This is a genomic window from Caulobacter sp. GSs2 (genome assembly GCF_058680895.1).
The window spans coordinates 1,340,316-1,355,989 of the sequence record NZ_CM178725.1 but is presented as its reverse complement, the minus strand read 5'-3'; the positions used below and the strand labels follow the sequence as shown (position 1 = coordinate 1,355,989).

The 15,674-nt window shown below is 67.5% G+C and carries 15 protein-coding genes and 2 pseudogenes; 12 read left to right on the top strand and 5 right to left on the bottom strand.

Going from position 1 to position 15,674, the window contains the following annotated elements:
- Positions 1-98 precede the first annotated feature (98 nt).
- Complete coding sequence (locus tag ACW17Z_RS06590; RefSeq protein WP_492058080.1) at positions 99-512, top strand: hypothetical protein; 414 nt, start codon at positions 99-101, stop codon at positions 510-512.
- Between the two features lie 54 nt (positions 513-566).
- Here the strand turns inward: ACW17Z_RS06590 and ACW17Z_RS06585 are convergent, their stop codons facing one another.
- Complete coding sequence (locus ACW17Z_RS06585) at positions 567-1,964, bottom strand: aminotransferase-like domain-containing protein (protein ID WP_492058079.1); 1,398 nt, start codon at positions 1,962-1,964, stop codon at positions 567-569.
- 94 nt (positions 1,965-2,058) lie between these two features.
- On the opposite strand from ACW17Z_RS06585, the gene ACW17Z_RS06580 reads away from it, so the two are divergent.
- Together ACW17Z_RS06580 and ACW17Z_RS06575 are read left to right on the top strand one after the other, a co-directional pair.
- Entirely contained in the window at positions 2,059-2,664 is a 606-nt protein-coding gene (locus ACW17Z_RS06580) for a LysE family translocator (RefSeq protein ID WP_419318218.1), read from the top strand.
- Between the two features lie 31 nt (positions 2,665-2,695).
- Positions 2,696-3,178: a molybdopterin-dependent oxidoreductase gene (locus ACW17Z_RS06575; protein ID WP_492058078.1), complete on the top strand. Its 483-nt coding sequence runs from the start codon at positions 2,696-2,698 to the stop codon at positions 3,176-3,178.
- On the opposite strand, the gene ACW17Z_RS06570 is transcribed toward ACW17Z_RS06575, so the two are convergent.
- Positions 3,175-4,080 (bottom strand): LysR substrate-binding domain-containing protein, encoded by a 906-nt coding sequence (locus ACW17Z_RS06570; protein ID WP_492058077.1) that lies wholly within the window; start codon positions 4,078-4,080, stop codon positions 3,175-3,177. The genes ACW17Z_RS06575 and ACW17Z_RS06570 overlap by 4 nt on opposite strands.
- A 325-nt stretch (positions 4,081-4,405) precedes the next feature.
- Here ACW17Z_RS06570 and katG point away from each other — a divergent pair, with 325 nt between their 5' ends.
- The 6 genes from katG (at position 4,406) to ACW17Z_RS06540 (ending at position 10,579) form a co-directional block, all read left to right on the top strand.
- On the top strand, positions 4,406-6,619 hold the full coding sequence (gene katG / locus ACW17Z_RS06565) for a catalase/peroxidase HPI (protein WP_492058076.1): 2,214 nt from the start codon (positions 4,406-4,408) through the stop codon (positions 6,617-6,619).
- Positions 6,620-6,737: 118 nt separating this feature from the next.
- Positions 6,738-7,205, top strand: a complete 468-nt coding sequence (locus ACW17Z_RS06560; protein WP_492058075.1) for a transcriptional repressor — start codon at positions 6,738-6,740, stop codon at positions 7,203-7,205.
- 112 nt (positions 7,206-7,317) lie between these two features.
- A complete protein-coding gene (locus ACW17Z_RS06555) occupies positions 7,318-7,749 on the top strand; it encodes a DUF2141 domain-containing protein (protein WP_492058074.1) in 432 nt (143 codons plus the stop codon).
- An 81-nt stretch (positions 7,750-7,830) separates the two neighbouring features.
- Entirely contained in the window at positions 7,831-8,901 is a 1,071-nt protein-coding gene (gene prfA / locus ACW17Z_RS06550; protein ID WP_419318206.1) for a peptide chain release factor 1, read from the top strand.
- Entirely contained in the window at positions 8,901-9,662 is a 762-nt protein-coding gene (locus tag ACW17Z_RS06545; protein ID WP_419318204.1) for a pseudouridine synthase, read from the top strand. The genes prfA and ACW17Z_RS06545 overlap by 1 nt, the downstream gene beginning before the upstream one ends.
- A 251-nt stretch (positions 9,663-9,913) precedes the next feature.
- The gene (locus ACW17Z_RS06540) at positions 9,914-10,579 is read left to right on the top strand and encodes a peptidoglycan DD-metalloendopeptidase family protein (protein WP_492058073.1); all 666 of its coding nucleotides are present in this window, start codon (positions 9,914-9,916) and stop codon (positions 10,577-10,579) included.
- A gap of 15 nt (positions 10,580-10,594) precedes the next feature.
- Here ACW17Z_RS06540 and ACW17Z_RS06535 read toward each other — a convergent pair whose 3' ends face one another.
- On the bottom strand, positions 10,595-11,119 hold the full coding sequence (locus tag ACW17Z_RS06535) for a GNAT family N-acetyltransferase (RefSeq protein WP_492058072.1): 525 nt from the start codon (positions 11,117-11,119) through the stop codon (positions 10,595-10,597).
- A 39-nt stretch (positions 11,120-11,158) separates the two neighbouring features.
- Positions 11,159-12,388 (bottom strand): YihY/virulence factor BrkB family protein, encoded by a 1,230-nt coding sequence (locus ACW17Z_RS06530; protein ID WP_492058071.1) that lies wholly within the window; start codon positions 12,386-12,388, stop codon positions 11,159-11,161.
- Positions 12,389-12,473: 85 nt separating this feature from the next.
- Between ACW17Z_RS06530 and ACW17Z_RS06525 the strand changes: the two genes are divergently transcribed.
- Positions 12,474-13,235, top strand: coding sequence for an MOSC domain-containing protein (locus ACW17Z_RS06525; RefSeq protein ID WP_492058070.1), 762 nt, complete (start codon positions 12,474-12,476; stop codon positions 13,233-13,235).
- A 47-nt stretch (positions 13,236-13,282) separates the two neighbouring features.
- Here the strand turns inward: ACW17Z_RS06525 and ACW17Z_RS06520 are convergent.
- Positions 13,283-13,405: pseudogene (locus ACW17Z_RS06520) on the bottom strand (type II toxin-antitoxin system ParD family antitoxin); the annotation flags it as partial.
- Positions 13,406-13,515: 110 nt separating this feature from the next.
- Here ACW17Z_RS06520 and prmC point away from each other — a divergent pair.
- Together prmC and ACW17Z_RS06510 are read left to right on the top strand one after the other, a co-directional pair.
- On the top strand, positions 13,516-14,385 hold the full coding sequence (prmC, locus tag ACW17Z_RS06515; protein WP_492058069.1) for a peptide chain release factor N(5)-glutamine methyltransferase: 870 nt from the start codon (positions 13,516-13,518) through the stop codon (positions 14,383-14,385).
- Between the two features lie 245 nt (positions 14,386-14,630).
- A pseudogene (locus ACW17Z_RS06510) lies at positions 14,631-15,473 on the top strand (DUF4167 domain-containing protein); the annotation flags it as partial.
- Positions 15,474-15,674 lie beyond the last annotated feature (201 nt).

The window sequence follows — 15,674 nt, the reverse complement described above, 5'->3', positions numbered from 1 at the left end:
GAGTCTATTGACATCGCCTAATTCAGGTTGAGTATGCCCTGAAGATCTACCGGTATCGCACGCCGTCGCGTCTGGCGGCGGCCGGGAGGGGGGCTGACATGCGTTTTGGGCTTACGGGACTGATGGCGGTTGCGGTTCTCGCGGGGGCCACAAGCGCGCTCGCAAGCGATGAGGGCAACGAAAAGGGCGAACGCAGCCTGGCCAAGATGGTCGAGGGACGCGTGGCGGGCGAGCCGATCGACTGCCTCGATCCACGCCGCTCCCTGATGATCGATGTCATCGACAAGACGGCGATCATCATTCGGATGCCGGCCGGCATTGTCTATGTGAACCGTCCGGAGATGGGCGTCGCCGCTCTGGATCACGACTCCATCATCAACCCCCGCACCAACGGGGTGCGGCTGTGCCGGGGCGATGCGGTGGCCATGGTCGATCGCGGCGGCAAGGGCTCGGCGGGTTCGCGGGCTTCGGTGAGCCTGGGCCAGTTCGTGCCCTATACAAAAGCCAAGTAGGCGGATGGCGGGCGCCCGGCCGGACGGCTCGGCCGTGGTGAAAGTGCTGCTGTACTAGATCACCGCCCGAGACCGCTCGTCGACATCCGCTACGGCTGCGGCCACGATGCGGAGGCCGCGTTCCAGGGCTTCCCGATCCTGCGCCGCGCCCAGGCACACGCGCACGCCGGTCGTCAGGCCGGGCGCGACCACCGGGGCTGACGGGGGGGTCACTTCCACGCCGCCGCGCAGGGCCCGGCCGGCCAGACGTTCGGCGTCCAGGTCCGACATCGGCAGCCAGACGTGCGGCGCGCTGGCCGACATCGGGGTCTCGATGGCGTCGCCCAGGATCTCGCGGGCCAGGGACAGGCGGGCGGTCATCTCGGTCAGGATCTCGGCCACAATGGCGTCGGCCGCGCCGTCCTCGATCCACTGGGTGGCGATCAGTCCGCCGAAGTTGGGCGGAGCATAGGACAGCGCGCGCACCGTGCGCAGAACGCGGTCCAAGGCATCGCCGGGCGGCACGATCAGGAAGCCGGTGCGCAGGCCGGGCGCCAGCGACTTGGAGACGCCCGAGACGTGGAAGGTGCGCTCCGGGGCCAGCACCGCGAAGGGCGGCGGTGCGTCCGGTGCGTAGACCGCATAGATGTCGTCCTCGATGATCATCAGGTCGTGCTTGCGGGCCACGGCCACGATCTGGGCGCGGCGTCCGGCGCTCATGATCCGGCCGGTCGGGTTCTGCAGGGTGGGCTGGATGGCCACCACCCTGAAGGCGCCGGTGGCGGCGGCCTCGTCCAAAACGTCGGGGCGCAGGCCCTGGGCGTCCATGGCCAGGCCCTTAAGCCCATAGCCCATATGCTGGGCCAGCGCCTTGACGCCGTAGAAGGTCGAGGCCTCGCACAGCACGGTATCACCCCACCGCGCCACGGCGCCGAAGGCCAGGGCCAGGGCCTGCTGGGCGCCGGCGGTGCAGACCAGCCGGGTCCAGTCGGCGCCGACCAGACCGCCGCTGCGCTCCAGCCACGCGGCCCCGGAGCGCCGCTGGGCCTCCAGCCCCGCCGGCGGAGCGTAGCCCAGGCAGTCGAGGAGGTCGCCGCGTCGGCGCAGCCGGGTCAGGGTGTCGCCCAGTCGGCCCTCGGCCGGTCCGCCAGGGGCGATATTCTGCGAGAGATTGATCAGGCCGCTATCGGCCGTCCTGACAGGCTTTCCCGCCGCCCCGCCGCGCACAAAGCTGCCGCGCCCGACATGGGCCTCGACCAGCCCGGCCTTCTCGGCCTCGACATAGGCGCGGGTGACGGTGCCCAGCCCCAGTCCCAGGCGGTGGGCCAGGTCGCGCTGCGGCGGCAGGCGCGCGCCGGCGGCCAGGGCGCCGGTCTCGATATCGGCGCGCAGGGCGGCCAGCAGGCGCTCATAGATCGGCGCGTCGCCGGCCTCCAGCGACGGGGTCCAGTCCCTCAGGGTTTTCGCGGACATGCGGGCTCCGATATTGTCATCATGACAATACTCATTTTGACTCATGGATCAATCGAGAACATCTCTGTGACATTCTCGATCATGGAGTCCCGACGTGACCCCCGACCTTCTTCTGGCCTTCGTCCTGTTCGCTTTCGCCACCGCCGGTACGCCCGGGCCCAACAACATGATGCTGCTGGCCTCGGGGGCGAACTTCGGCTTTCGCCGCACGATCCTGCACATCCTGGGGATCAGCGCGGGTCTGGGCGTGATGGTGGTGGCGATGGGGTGGGGCCTGTCGGGCGTGTTCAGGACCTTCCCTATCCTGCACGAGATCCTGAAATGGGTCGGCGCAGCCTACATGCTGTGGCTGGCCTGGAAGATCGCCACGGCGACCGGGATCAATGACAAGAGCGCCACCGGCCAGCCGATGACCTTCCTGGAGGCCGCCGCCTTCCAGTGGCTGAACCCCAAGGCCTGGGCGATGGCCCTGGGCGCCGCCACCACCTACACGCCGGAAGGCAGCGGTAGCCTGACCGTGCTGGTCCTGGCGGGAACCTTCATGCTGGTGGGCGCGCCGTGCAGCGCCGCCTGGGCCGGCTTTGGTCAGGGCATGCGGCGTTTTCTGGACCGGCCGGCGATCCTGCGCGTCTTCAATGTCAGCATGGCCGTGCTGCTGGTGGCCTCGCTCTATCCGCTGATGACCGAGCTGAAGGCGTGACAGACGCGGGGAGGGGCGCCACGCTGCCGGCATGCGCATCCTCCTCGCCCTCACGGCCGCGATCGCCGCCGCCGTCCTCGCTTCGCCGGTCTCGGCGCAGGATCTCAAGGTCACCGTCGCCGGACGAGACACGGTGGTGCTGACGCCCGCCGAGGTAAAGGCCCTGCCGCGCGCCAGGGCGACGATCCAGGTCAAGGGGCAGCCGGTGGTCTATGAGGGCGCGATCCTGCATGGGGCCCTGCTTAAGGCCGGCGTCGTCTCGGGCGAGCGGCTGATGGGGCGGTATCTGAACCAGATGGTCATCCTGCGCGCCGCCGACGGCTTTTCCAATATCCTGTCGATCGCCGAGACCGACCCCGTCTATCGCGCCAATCCGGTGATCCTGGCCGACACGGTCAATGGCCAGCCGCTGGACGCCCGCGAAGGACCCTATCGCGTGGTGGTCGACGGCGATCTGCGGCCTTCGCGCTCGCCCCGGGGCGTGGTGGCGGTCGAGGTGAAGGCCGGATTTTAGATCGTCCCGGCCACCGCGCCCCTGGCGAAGCCCCGCAAGCGCTGGGCTATGACCTCGCCCACCGCCTCCACGGCGGGACGGCCGGGATAGTTGGCGCGCCAAGCGATCCGCACCGTGCGCCCAGCCTGCTCGGCCAGCGGCCTGAGCACAATCCCCGCATCCTGCGCCGCGCCGGCCGCCAGCCCCGGAATCAGGGTCGTGCCGTAGCCGGCCGCCACCATGTTCAGCAAGGTGGGCAGGCTGGCGGCGCGGAGCGGGCCGCCCAGCGCCCCGTTGCTGCCGCAGGCCGCCAGGGTCTGGTCGCGCAGGCAGTGACCGTCGGCCAGCACCAGAATGTCCTTCGCCAGATCGGTTTCGGTGACGGTGTCCAGCCCCGCCAGCAAGTGATCGGGCGGCAGGGCCGCCAGGAAGGGCTCGTCGAACAGCGTCTGGCTCATCAGATCAGGCCCGTCCACCTCGGTGGCCAGCAGAGCCGCGTCCAGCTCGTGGCTGCGCAGCCGTTCAAGCAGGGCGGTGGTCTGGTCTTCCCAGGGCTCGAGCTCCAGCGCGGGCAGCGCCTCGCGCAGCGGCGCAAACACCAGCGGCAGCAGGTAGGGCGCCAGGGTCGGGATGATGCCCACCCGAAAGCGTCCCGCCAGAGGGTCGCGAAGCGTTCGCGCCGTGGCCAGGATCGCTTCGGCGGCCGTGACCGCTGTGCGGGCATGGCCGATCAGTTGCAGGCAGGCGGATGTCGGGACGACCGCCTTGCTGCTGCGCTCGAACAGGGCGACGCCCACAAGCTCTTCCAGCTTCCGGATCTGCACGGACAGGGTGGGCTGACTTACGCCGCAGGCCCGCGCGGCCTGACCGAAATGCTCATGCTCGACCATGGCCAGAAGGTAGCGGAGGTCTCGAAGGTTCACGACGCAACTCGAAATCTGATCATAGGCAGTACCTATCATAGCCATTGATTTTTGGCGCTTCTCTTTATGGGTGGGATGCGCGAAAACTTTGTCAGGCGATCCGCAGAGAGCGCCCAGAGGGAGTGGCGGCAGGATACAGACCTCGACTTGAATTCCGGTGCGCCTCACCCGGCGACAACCTGGCTCCGTCACCCGGCGGGCCAGTTTGCGCTGATCCGTTTCAACGGCGCGCCTTGCCAGTCAGTAAGCGGGCCTATTTCCGCAGAATTCACGGTCTTCATCGTGCAGGCCAAGTCAGTCACAGCAGCCAAGATCGGAGCCAGTTATGGACGGAAACAACATCGTCGAACCCACGGGCCAGTGCCCCTTCAATCACGGCGCTCGGGCTCATACCAGCCTCGGCGGCCGGTCGAACCGCGACTGGTGGCCCAACCAGCTGAACCTGAAGATCCTGTCCCAGCACTCGTCGCTGGTCAGCCCCTTCTCGCCGGCGTTCAGCTATGCTGAGCAGGTCGAAAAGCTGGATGTCGAGGCCCTGAAGAAGGACCTGGCGGCGCTGATGACCGACTCGCAGGAGTGGTGGCCGGCCGACTACGGCCACTATGGCCCGTTCTTTGTGCGCATGGCCTGGCACAGCGCCGGCACCTATCGCACCGGCGATGGTCGCGGGGGTGCTGGCGCGGGCCAGCAGCGCTTTGCGCCGCTCAACAGCTGGCCTGACAACGGCAACCTCGACAAGGCCCGTCGCCTGATCTGGCCGATCAAGCAGAAGTACGGCAACCAGATCAGCTGGGCTGACCTGATGATCATCGCCGCCGACGTCGGCATGGAGACCATGGGCTTCAAGACCTTCGGCTTCGGCTTTGGCCGCGAAGACACCTGGGAGCCCGAGGAAGACGTCCACTGGGGCGCCGAGGACACCTGGCTGGGCGACGACCGCTACAAGGGCGAGCGCCAGCTGGACAAGCCGCTGGCCGCTGTCCAGATGGGCCTGATCTACGTCAATCCCGAAGGCCCCAACGGCAATCCTGATCCCCTGGCCTCGGCTCACGATATCCGCGAGACCTTCGCCCGCATGGCGATGAACGACGAGGAGACCGTCGCGCTGATCGCCGGTGGCCACACCTTCGGCAAGGCCCATGGCGCGGGCGACGCAGCCCAGGTCGGCCGCGAGCCAGAAGGCGCAAGCATCGTCGAACAGGGCCTGGGCTGGAAGAACAGCTTCGGCAGCGGCAAGGGCGTCCACACCATCACCAGCGGCCTTGAGGGCGCCTGGAAACCCAATCCCATCAAGTGGGACAACGGCTATTTCGACACGCTGTTCGGCCACGAGTGGGAGCTGACCAAGAGCCCGGCCGGCGCCCAGCAGTGGACCCCGAAGGATCCGGCGGCCCGGACCCTGGTGCCCGACGCCCACGATCCCTCCAAGCGTCATGCGCCCATGATGGCGACGACGGACCTGGCGCTTCGCTTCGACCCGATCTACGGGCCGATCTCCAAGCGCTTCCACGAGAACCCGGACCAGTTCCAGGACGCCTTCGCTCGCGCCTGGTTCAAGCTGACCCATCGCGACATGGGCCCCGTCGCCCGCTATCGCGGTCCGCTGGTGCCCAAGGAGGAGCTGATCTGGCAAGATCCCGTTCCGGCCGTGGATCACCCGTTGGTCAATGCGGCCGATATCCGGGACCTAAAGGCCAAGGTGCTGGCTTCGGGTCTGTCGGTCTCTCAACTGGTCGCGACCGCCTGGGCTTCTGCCTCGACCTTCCGCGGTTCGGACAAGCGGGGCGGGGCCAACGGCGCCCGTATCCGGCTTGAGCCGCATCGCACCTGGGCGGTGAACCAGCCGGCTCAGCTGTCGTCCGTGCTGGCGGCGCTGGAAGGCATCCAGACGTCCTTCAACGCCGGCCAGACCGGCGGCAAGAAGGTGTCTCTGGCTGACCTGATCGTGCTGGCGGGCTGCGCGGGTGTCGAACTGGCCGCAAAGGCGGCGGGACACGCGGTCGAGGTCGCCTTCACGCCCGGCCGCACCGACGCCTCCCAGGCCCAGACCGACATCGAGTCGTTCTCGGTGCTCGAGCCCACCGCCGATGGTTTCCGTAACTATCTGAAGACGGAATATACCCTGACGGCTGAGGAACTGCTGATCGACCGGGCCCAGCTGCTGACCCTGACGGCGCCCGAAATGACGGTGCTGATCGGTGGCCTGCGCGTGCTGAACGCCAATACCGATCAGTCACCGCATGGCGTCTTCACCGCGCAGCCGGGCGCCCTGACGAACGACTTCTTCGTCAATCTGCTCGACATGCAAACGGTCTGGTCGGCGACCTCGGAAGCAGAGGCCGAGTTTGAAGGCCGCGACCGCACCACCGGAGAGGGTCGCTGGACCGCAACGCGCGTGGATCTGGTCTTCGGCTCCAACTCGCAACTGCGGGCCCTGGCCGAGGTCTATGCCCAGAGCGACTCCAAGGAAAAGTTCGTCAGCGATTTCGTGGCGGCCTGGACCAAGGTGATGAACCTGGATCGCTTCGACCTCGCCTGATCCGCGAGACCACAGGGCTGGACGCGGCTGACCCCAGCCGCGTCCAGACTTCAAGGTCGGGATCAGATCGCGGCGACTCACGACCGCGATCACCCCGGCGCCTTGGGAGGAGGCCCCAATGTCCCATGCCGTGGACGCCGCGTTCCGCGAGGAGCTGCGCAACGCCGGCCTGACTGGCCACGGCGTGCTGCCGCGACTGCTGGCGCTGTTGCGCGCCGCGCCCGAAACCCATCTCACCCTGGCAGAGGTTGCTGAGATCGCCGCCGAGTCCGGCCTGGCGGTCACGCTTGCCGATCTGGCCCGCCAGATGGAAGCCCTGGCCGACCACGGCCTGATCAGCCGTCTGCCCACCACCACCGCCGACCTGGTGTTTGACACCGTCGCCGAACCTCATTCGCACCTGCTCTATGAACAGGCCGGCCAGATCATCGACCTGCATGTGTCGGCCGAGACCTTGCTGGCCATGATCCGTCAGGCTCTGGCCGAGCGCCCCGGCGGCGTGGAGGTCCTGGTGCGCTATCGCCGCGATCCTCCGGCCGGGACCAATCCGGAGGCTGAACCGCGGCGTCAGCCAGAGCATCCCTGACGATCAGTCTGTGCCGCCTCAGGCCTTCTATGACTCCGTTGTAATTTGCCTCCTCATGCACTTTGCAAATAAAAGTACTTCATCGAAAACCGATCTGAGGGAGCACTACACCATGAAACGCCTTGCCACCGCCGCCGCCGCCGCCGTCCTTTTCGCCACCACCGCCTTCGCTGCCGCCCAGGCCGGCGAGATCGACCTGACCCTGAACGGCGTGAAGCCCAAGGGCGGCAAGATCCTGGTCACCGTGCAGAGCCGCGACCAGTTCATGCAACACGCCCAGACCTCCGGCGCGGTTCTGGACGGCGCCGCCAGCGGCCAACTGAAGGTCAAGCTGCCCGACGTGCCGCCTGGCGACTACGCGGTCTCGGTGCTGCACGACTCTGACAGCAGCTGGAGCATGACCAACGGCGCCGACGGCAAACCGGCTGAGGGCTGGGCGATGTCCAGCGCCTCGCCCCTGAAGGGCCTGCCGGCCTTTGATCAGGTCAAGGTTTCGGTAAACGGCGACGCCGCCATCACCCAGACGATGATGTATCCGAAGTAGTCGTTTTCACGCCGGGGTGACGTCAGGCCGCGCGGGGGGTACAGAGACCGCCCGTTCCCCTCAAAGCACGTGACGTCACCCTTGCGACTGCCCCAGGCCCGACTCGACCAGGTTCTCGACCGTTTCCGCGAAGTGGAGGCCCGCATGGGCGCCGCCAGCGACGGAGCCGAGATCGTCAAGCTCTCCAAGGAGCACGCCGAACTGCGTCCGGTGGCCGAGGCCGTCGAGACCCTGGCCAAGCTGGCCGCCGAGCGCGCCGACCTGGAAGAGATGGCCGGCGACCCGGAAATGGGCGCCATGGTCCGCGACGAGATGCAGGCGCTGGATGAGAAGCTGCCGGTCCTGCAGCACGAGTTGGCCCTGATGCTGGCGCCCAAGGACAAGGACGAGAACGCCTCGGCCATTCTCGAAGTGCGGGCCGGCACCGGCGGCGACGAGGCGGCCCTGTTCGCGGGCGACCTGTTCCGCATGTACCAGCGCTATGCCGTGCTTCAGGGCTGGAAGGTCGAGATCGACAGCGTCTCCGAAGGCGAAATGGGCGGCTACAAGGAAATCATCGCCTCTGTCACCGGCGACGGGGTGTTTGGCCGCTGGAAGTTCGAGAGCGGCGTGCACCGCGTGCAGCGTGTGCCGGCCACCGAAGCGCAAGGCCGCATCCACACCTCGGCCGCCACCGTCGCGGTGCTGCCGGAAGCCGAGGATGTCGAGATCGAGATCAACGAAAGCGACCTGCGCATCGATACCTATCGCTCGTCAGGAGCCGGCGGTCAGCACGTCAACAAGACAGACTCGGCCGTGCGCATCACCCACTTGCCCACGGGGGTGGTGGTGACCTCGTCGGAAAAGAGCCAGCACCAGAACCGCGCGCGCGCTTTGAAGAACCTGAAAGCGCGCCTGTACGACATGCAGCGCGAGGCGCTGGACACCGCCCGCTCCGACGCCCGCAAGGGCCAGGTGGGCAGCGGCGACCGCTCCGAACGCATCCGTACCTACAACTTCCCGCAGGGTCGGGTCACCGATCACCGCATCAACCTCACCCTCTACAACCTGGCCAAGGTGATGGAGGGCGACGCCCTGGACGACATCATCAAGCCGCTGATCGCCGAGGATCAGGCCGCGCGCCTGGCCACCCTCGAAGATGGCTACAACTGATGGCCTTCACCCGCACCTATGACGAAGACGAGCCCCAGCGGGTCAACAAGTGGCTGGCCCAGGCCGGCGTCTGTTCGCGCCGCGAAGCCGAGGCCCTGATCGCCGACGGCCTGGTCTCCATCGACGGCGAGACCGTCGAGGACGTGGGCCGCAAGATACTGCCGGGCCAGACGCTGGTGCTGGCCGACCGCGCCACCGACAAGCTGGATTCCAGCCTGACGATCATGATCCACAAGCCGGTCGGCATCGTCTCGTCCCAGCCCGATCCCGGCCAGATTCCGGCCGTGCGCCTGCTCAAGCGCGAGAACCTTTGGGCCCATGAGGCGACGATCCCCAACTTCAGCAACCGGCTGGCTCCGGTCGGCCGACTGGACATGGACTCGCGCGGCCTGCTGATCCTCTCGGAGGACGGCGTGGTGGCCAAGGCCGTGATCGGCCCGCAGTCGGAGCTGGAGAAGGAATACCGCGTCGCCATCATGGGCGAGATCACCGAGGAGAAGCTGGAGCTGATGCGCTTCGGCCTCGAACTGGACGGCCGCGAACTGCGACCCGCCCATGTGGAACTCATTTCTGACCAGCGCCTGCGCGTGATCCTGCAGGAAGGCCGCAACCGCCAGATCCGCCGGATGTGCGAGCTGCTGGAATGGAAGGTCGTCGACCTGTTTCGCGTTCGTGTCGGCTCCCTCACCCTGGGCGACATGCCGGAAGGCTATTGGCGTCCGCTGACCGCCGATGAGCGGGCGGGGCTGATCGCGGGGTGATCCCCAAACCCTACGCTCGGGCTTCCCAGGATTTATGGTCTAGTTTGAAATTGCATCTGATAAATCGATTAGAGCTGAAGCATTGGCCGGCCGCCCTGGATCTCATGAAGTCCAGAATTTTGATGCAATACAGCAAACATGGCGCGACAAGCCGTCGCACGGCGTGCGCCACCTCTTCGCCATATCTGGCCCCTAATCAGTCGAAACGTTCAAACGCTGAAATCGCTCCCGGAACGACTGAAGGTCAATTTATGCACGCTGCCGTGGCCAAGACCATCACTCCCGCGGCGCGCTGCGTCGTCGGTCTGGCGACGATCTTTGCGCCCATGGTCGTGGCGGCCATGGAGCATCCCGACGCCGCCCGGCACAGCCCCACCCCGATGGTGCGCCGCCTGCTGGACGAGATTGCCGCCAAGCCCCAGCGGCCGGTGCGCCGGGAGCTGGTCTGGAGCGGCGCCGATGTCGATGGCGACGGCGCGGCCGACTTCGCCAACCCCACCGGCGCCGCGCCGCGCGGTCACGACGACTTCGGCGATGGCCAGTTCGGGGCTCGCCGCGATGGAGGGACACGCGATCACGAAGGCGTCGACTACACCGCTGTCGCCGGTCAGGACGTCCTCGCCCCGATCTCGGGCTATGTCACCAAGATCGGCTATGCCTACAGCGGCTCGACCGATCTGAAGTTTGTCGAGATCACCAATCCGGCCCTGGGCTATGTGGCCCGCGCCTTCTATGTGTCGCCCAGCGTCGAGGTCGGCCAGGCCGTGCGGCTGGGCCAGGCCATCGGCCGCGTGGAAAGCCTGCAGGGCCACTATCCGGGCATCACCGACCACGTGCACCTGGAAGTCCTGGAGCCCGGCGGCGAGCGCGTGAACGCCGCGCAGCTGATCGTGATCAAGCTGGTCGCGCGCGCCTAGGGACCGGGTGTCGGGCTACAGCGCCTTCTTCAGCACGAGGAACTGCAAGCCTTCGACCTTGGGCCTGCCAAAGCGCGGGTCATCAGAAGGGAAGGGCTCGTATTCGCCGGTCGGCGCATAGCCCCGGCGGCCGTACCAGGCGATCAGGGTATCGCGGCCTTCGATGACCGTCATCTTGCCAAACCGGCCGCCGCCGGCGCGAGCGTGGGCCTCGGCCGCGTCCAGCAGCCTGCGGCCGAGGCCACCGTCCTGGCGCTGGGGATCGACCGAGACCATGCCGATCAACCAGACATCGTCCGGTATCGGCTCGACCCAGACGCAGGCGAAGGGTTTGGACGAGGCGTCGTCGCGCAGGGTCAGGATGGTCGAGCCTGGCTTGGCCGCCAGATCGGTGCGCAGGGTTTCCAGGTCGGTGCGCTGGCCGTCCAGGATATGGGCTTCCGTCGTCCAGCCCTTCTGGGCCTCCTCCCCGCGATAGGCCCGGTTGACCAGGTCGGCAATGGCGGGAAGGTCGTGGTCCTGGGCTGGGGTGAGCAGCATGCGGGGCTCCGGAAAATGCGGGAGCGGAGCTAGCCACGCTCAGGAGGGCTTTCCAAGCCCCTGGCGCCTTCGAACCTTGCCCCAAGCCCCGCCGGCCACCTTGCGCACCATGCCCGCCTCGCGCTTGATCATCTCCCAGGGATGGAAGGCCATCCCCACCGTGTCGGCCACGGCCGCGCCGCGCTGACCCATCGGGCGCTCGGGGCCGGTGGTCGAGTCGATGGCCGTCTGGCGCTCGATCTCGGCGTTCAGCTCGGCCCCAACCAGCACGGCCATGATCGAAAACCACACCCAGACCATGAAGGCGATCACCGCCCCCAGGGGTCCATAGGTGGCGTCAAAGTGGGCCACGCGGTTCACATAGACCGAGAAGCCCAGCGAGCCGACCAGCCAGCCGCCGGCCGCCAGCACGGCGCCGATCACCACCCAGCGCCAGCGCGCCCGGGCGCGACAGGGGGCGAAGCGAAAGAGCAGGGCGAAGGCCGCCGCCGTCATCATCCAGACCAGCAGCCAGCGGATCGGGCCCCAGATCGCGTCCAGGGCCGACAGCCCGACCCGAGCCAGCACGATGGGGGTGGCGATCAGGATGAAGGCCGCCACGGCCGCATAGACCAGGGCGCAGACAGTGAAGACATAGGTCAGGGCCGCGCGGGCGAGCAGATTGCGCTTCTCGTCCTCGTCGTAGGAGATGTTCAGGCCGTCGAAGAGCGCCTGCATGCTGGCGTTGGCGCTCCAGATCGACAGCAGCAGGCTGACGCCGAAGGCGACGCCCAGCTTGGCCTGTTCCTGGCTGGCCAGGCGCAGCATCTGCTCGCCGACGATCTGGATGACGCTGGCGGGAAAGACGCCCGACATCTCGCTCAACTGCCCTTGCACGGCGGCAACATCGGCAAACAGGCCGTACAGCGACACGAAGGCGCCGATGGCCGGGAACAGGGCCAGCAGGGTGTAGAAGGTGACGCCCCCGGCCACGGCGTGCAGGCGGTCGACCGTGATCTCGCGCCAGGTGCGCCACAGGATGTCGCGCCAGCCGCGCCAGGGAATGGCGATGGGAGACCGGGCGGCCCGGCCGTGCAGGGGTTCCATCGCATCGAAATCGTCGGGCGGCAGGATGCGGTCTTCCGACAGGCCCGGCTGCGGGGTGTGGGTGACGCGCTTCGGAAAGGCAAAGGGGACCAGGGCCAGCAGCACGATCCACGGCGCCAGGCCGTAGGGGCGCGAGGCCAGCCAGGCGCGGACGGGTCGTTTCGGCTTGGCGTTGTCGGTCATGCGCTCTCCCGCCCAAGGAAAGCGTGAGCACACAGGGCGTTCCCGAGCCCTTGCTTTCGACCGAGCCGTCCCCGACCTTGGCCGCATGGAAGCTCGCATCGACGCCCTCTATCGCCACCCGATCAAGGGTTTCACCCCCGAACGCCTGGACAGCGCCGACCTGGTCGCCGGCGCCTGTTTTCCCTGCGACCGGCTGTTCGCGGTGGAGGATGGTCCCAGCGGTTTTGACCCTGCGGCGCCGGGCCATGTCTCGAAGATGAAGTTCACGGTCCTGGCCAAGATCCCGGCCGTGGCCAGGGCCCGCACGGCCTATGACGAGGCGACTGGCGTGTTTCGCGCCGGCGCCGAAGGCCAGCCCGACTTCGCCGGCGACCTGGGCTCGGCCGAGGGGCGGGCAGGGCTGGAGGCCTGGCTGACCGCGCTGCTGGGCGAAGACCTTTCCGGCCCGCTGCGCGTGATCGAAGGGCCGGGCGCGCACCGGTTCATGGACAGTCGCTCGGGCTATGTCTCGGTCATCAACCTGGCCAGCGTGCGTGACCTCGAGGCAAAGCTGGGCGTTCCCCTCGATCCGCTGCGCTTCCGCGCCAACCTCTATGTCGAGGGCTGGCCGGCCTGGGTCGAAAACGACTGGACGGGGCGGACGCTGAAGCTCGGCGGGGCGACGGCCGAGGTTCTCAAACCCATCGTCCGCTGCGCGGCGACCCATGTGGATCCGGTCACGGCCGAGCGGGACATTGACGTGGTCAAGGCGCTGTTCGACGCCTACGGCCACATGGACTGCGGGATCTATCTTAACGTCACGCAGGGCGGGCGGGTCAGGGAAGAAGACGTTGTCTCTCTGATATGACCCATTCCGCTACGCTGGTAGCAAGTCGCAGGATCGCTGCGGCTGGTTCACGCTTTATGCTGAGCTTCCATCTCTGCGATGAAGGCGTCGCAATCAAAGTCTTCGGCAGGCCCGCTCTCCTCTCCCGCGATAAGCGCCGCCCGCAACGCCGCGAGCTTGGCCTCGCATTCTGAATCCTCTGGCTGCTGATCCATCGGGTGTCCTCCGCGCTCCAGGATACCAGTTCGCTTCTCCCTTTCACATCTCGCCTCTCCCGACCTAAAGGGCTAAATCCCACCCCATGACCCTGACCCTCGTCAAAGCCTGGACCGCCGCCAAGGAGCGTCTGAAGGACGCCGGTATCGATCAGCCCGCCATCGACGCGCGCCTGATGCTGGAGGTGGCCGCCGACGTCACCCGCACCGACATCATCACCGATCCCTACCGCATGCTGACGGCCGAGCAGTGGGCGACGCTGGACGACTATCTGACCCGCCGCGCGCGCCGCGAGCCGGTCAGCCACATCATCGGCCGCAAGGGCTTCTGGAAGATCCTGCTGCAGGTGAACAAGAACGTCCTGACGCCGCGCCCCGAGACCGAGGTGATCGTCGACGAGGTGCTCAAGGCCTTCCCGGAAAACATGGCGTTCAGCATGCTGGATCTGGGCGTCGGCTCGGGGACCATCCTGCTGGCGATCCTGGCCGAGCGGCCGGCCGCCAAGGGGCTGGGGATCGACGTCTCCGAAGAGGCCCTGGCCGTGGCTCGCGAAAATGCCGCCAATCTGGATCTCAACACCCGGACGGCCCTGCTGCGCGGCGATTGGACGGCGGGCCTGGGCGACGCGGGTTTCGACCTGGTGGTCTCCAACCCGCCCTATATCGCCAGCCACATCATCGAGACGCTGGAGCCTGAGGTTCGTGACCACGAGCCGCGCCTGGCCCTGGACGGCGGCCCCGACGGCCTGGACGCCTATCGCCATCTGGCCCCCGAAATCCTGCGGGTGCTCAAGCCTGGCGGCATGTTCGCCGTCGAGATCGGCTACGACCAGTCGGCCGATGTCGAGGCGCTGTTCCGGCAGGCGGGCGCCGGCAACGTCCGTACGATCAAGGATCTGTCGACCCACGATCGCGTCGTGACCGGGGTGAAAAACCCCTTGGAAACCCCCGCGTGAGAGGCTAGACGATAAGGGTCTCCTTCCAAAACGCCGGGTGACGGGAACAGCAAACGTCGATGATGTTTGTAAAGCTCCTCCGGCAGGCGCGCACGGTCCAAAGCCGGTCGCCGCGCCAGGACCAGGACGGGGGCTCTACGGAAACCAGTGTCTCTAGAACTTCCAGGGGTTCGACCCCGCCTAGAGACCAACAAGGCCGGATGCCTCAGCACAGACTGACCTCCGGACAGGTTCAGAAGAAGACCATGAGAGATTTCAAGGGCATGAAGCGCCAGCGCGGCCGCAACAATCGCGGCGGCAGCAATACCGGCGGCAAGCCTCAGCAGCATAATGCCAACCGGGCCTTCGATTCGAACGGCCCCGAAGGCGTCAAGGTGCGCGGTGCGGCGCAGGGCGTTTACGAGAAGTACCAGCAGCTGGCGCGCGACGCTTCGTCGTCCGGCGACCGGGTGCTGGCCGAGAACTACCTGCAGCACGCCGAGCATTACTTCCGGGTCCTTCGCGCCATCCAGCCGAATCGCCCCGTCAGCGACATCATCGGCAAGGACGCCTATTCGGCTTACGAGATCGACTTCGAGGCCGAGCCCGAAGACGCGCCCGAAGTCGCCGAGGCGCCCAGCGAAAACCAGGAGGGCGGCGAGGGCGAAGGCCAGCGCGACGAGCGCCCCCGCGACCGTTTCGAGGGCCGCCAACGCGACGATCGCCCCCGGGAAGATCGCCCCCGCGACGACCGTCCGCGCGAAGACCGTCCCCGCTTCGACAATCAGGGCCAAGGTCAGGGCCAGGGCCGTCGCGACCGTTGGCGCGACCGCGAAGATCGTCCTCGCGACGACCGACCCAGGGATGACCGACCCAGGGATGACCGTCCCCGGGATGACCGGCCTCGCGATGATCGTCCCCGTGATGATCGTCCCAGAGACGATCGCCCTCGCGAAGACCGTCCTCGCGACGACCGGCCCAGAGATGACCGTCCGCGTGACGATCGCCCGCGGGATGACCGTCCCCGGGAAGACCGCTTCCGCGACGACCGCCCCCGGGATGAGCGCCCTCGTGACGACCGTCCTCGCGACGATCGTCCCCGGGATGAGCGCCCGCGCGAAGAGCGTCCCCCGGTCGCCGCAGAAGCCGTTGTCGAGGCGCCGGCCGCTGAAGGTCGCCGCGAACGCGCTCCGCGCCGCGAACGTGCGCCCCGAGATCGCGCCCAGGGTGATCGCGATCCGATGGCCGTGATCGAGCCGCAGGCCACGCCGCTGGTCAGCGAGCCGGTCGTCAGCAAGGGCTCGCCCATG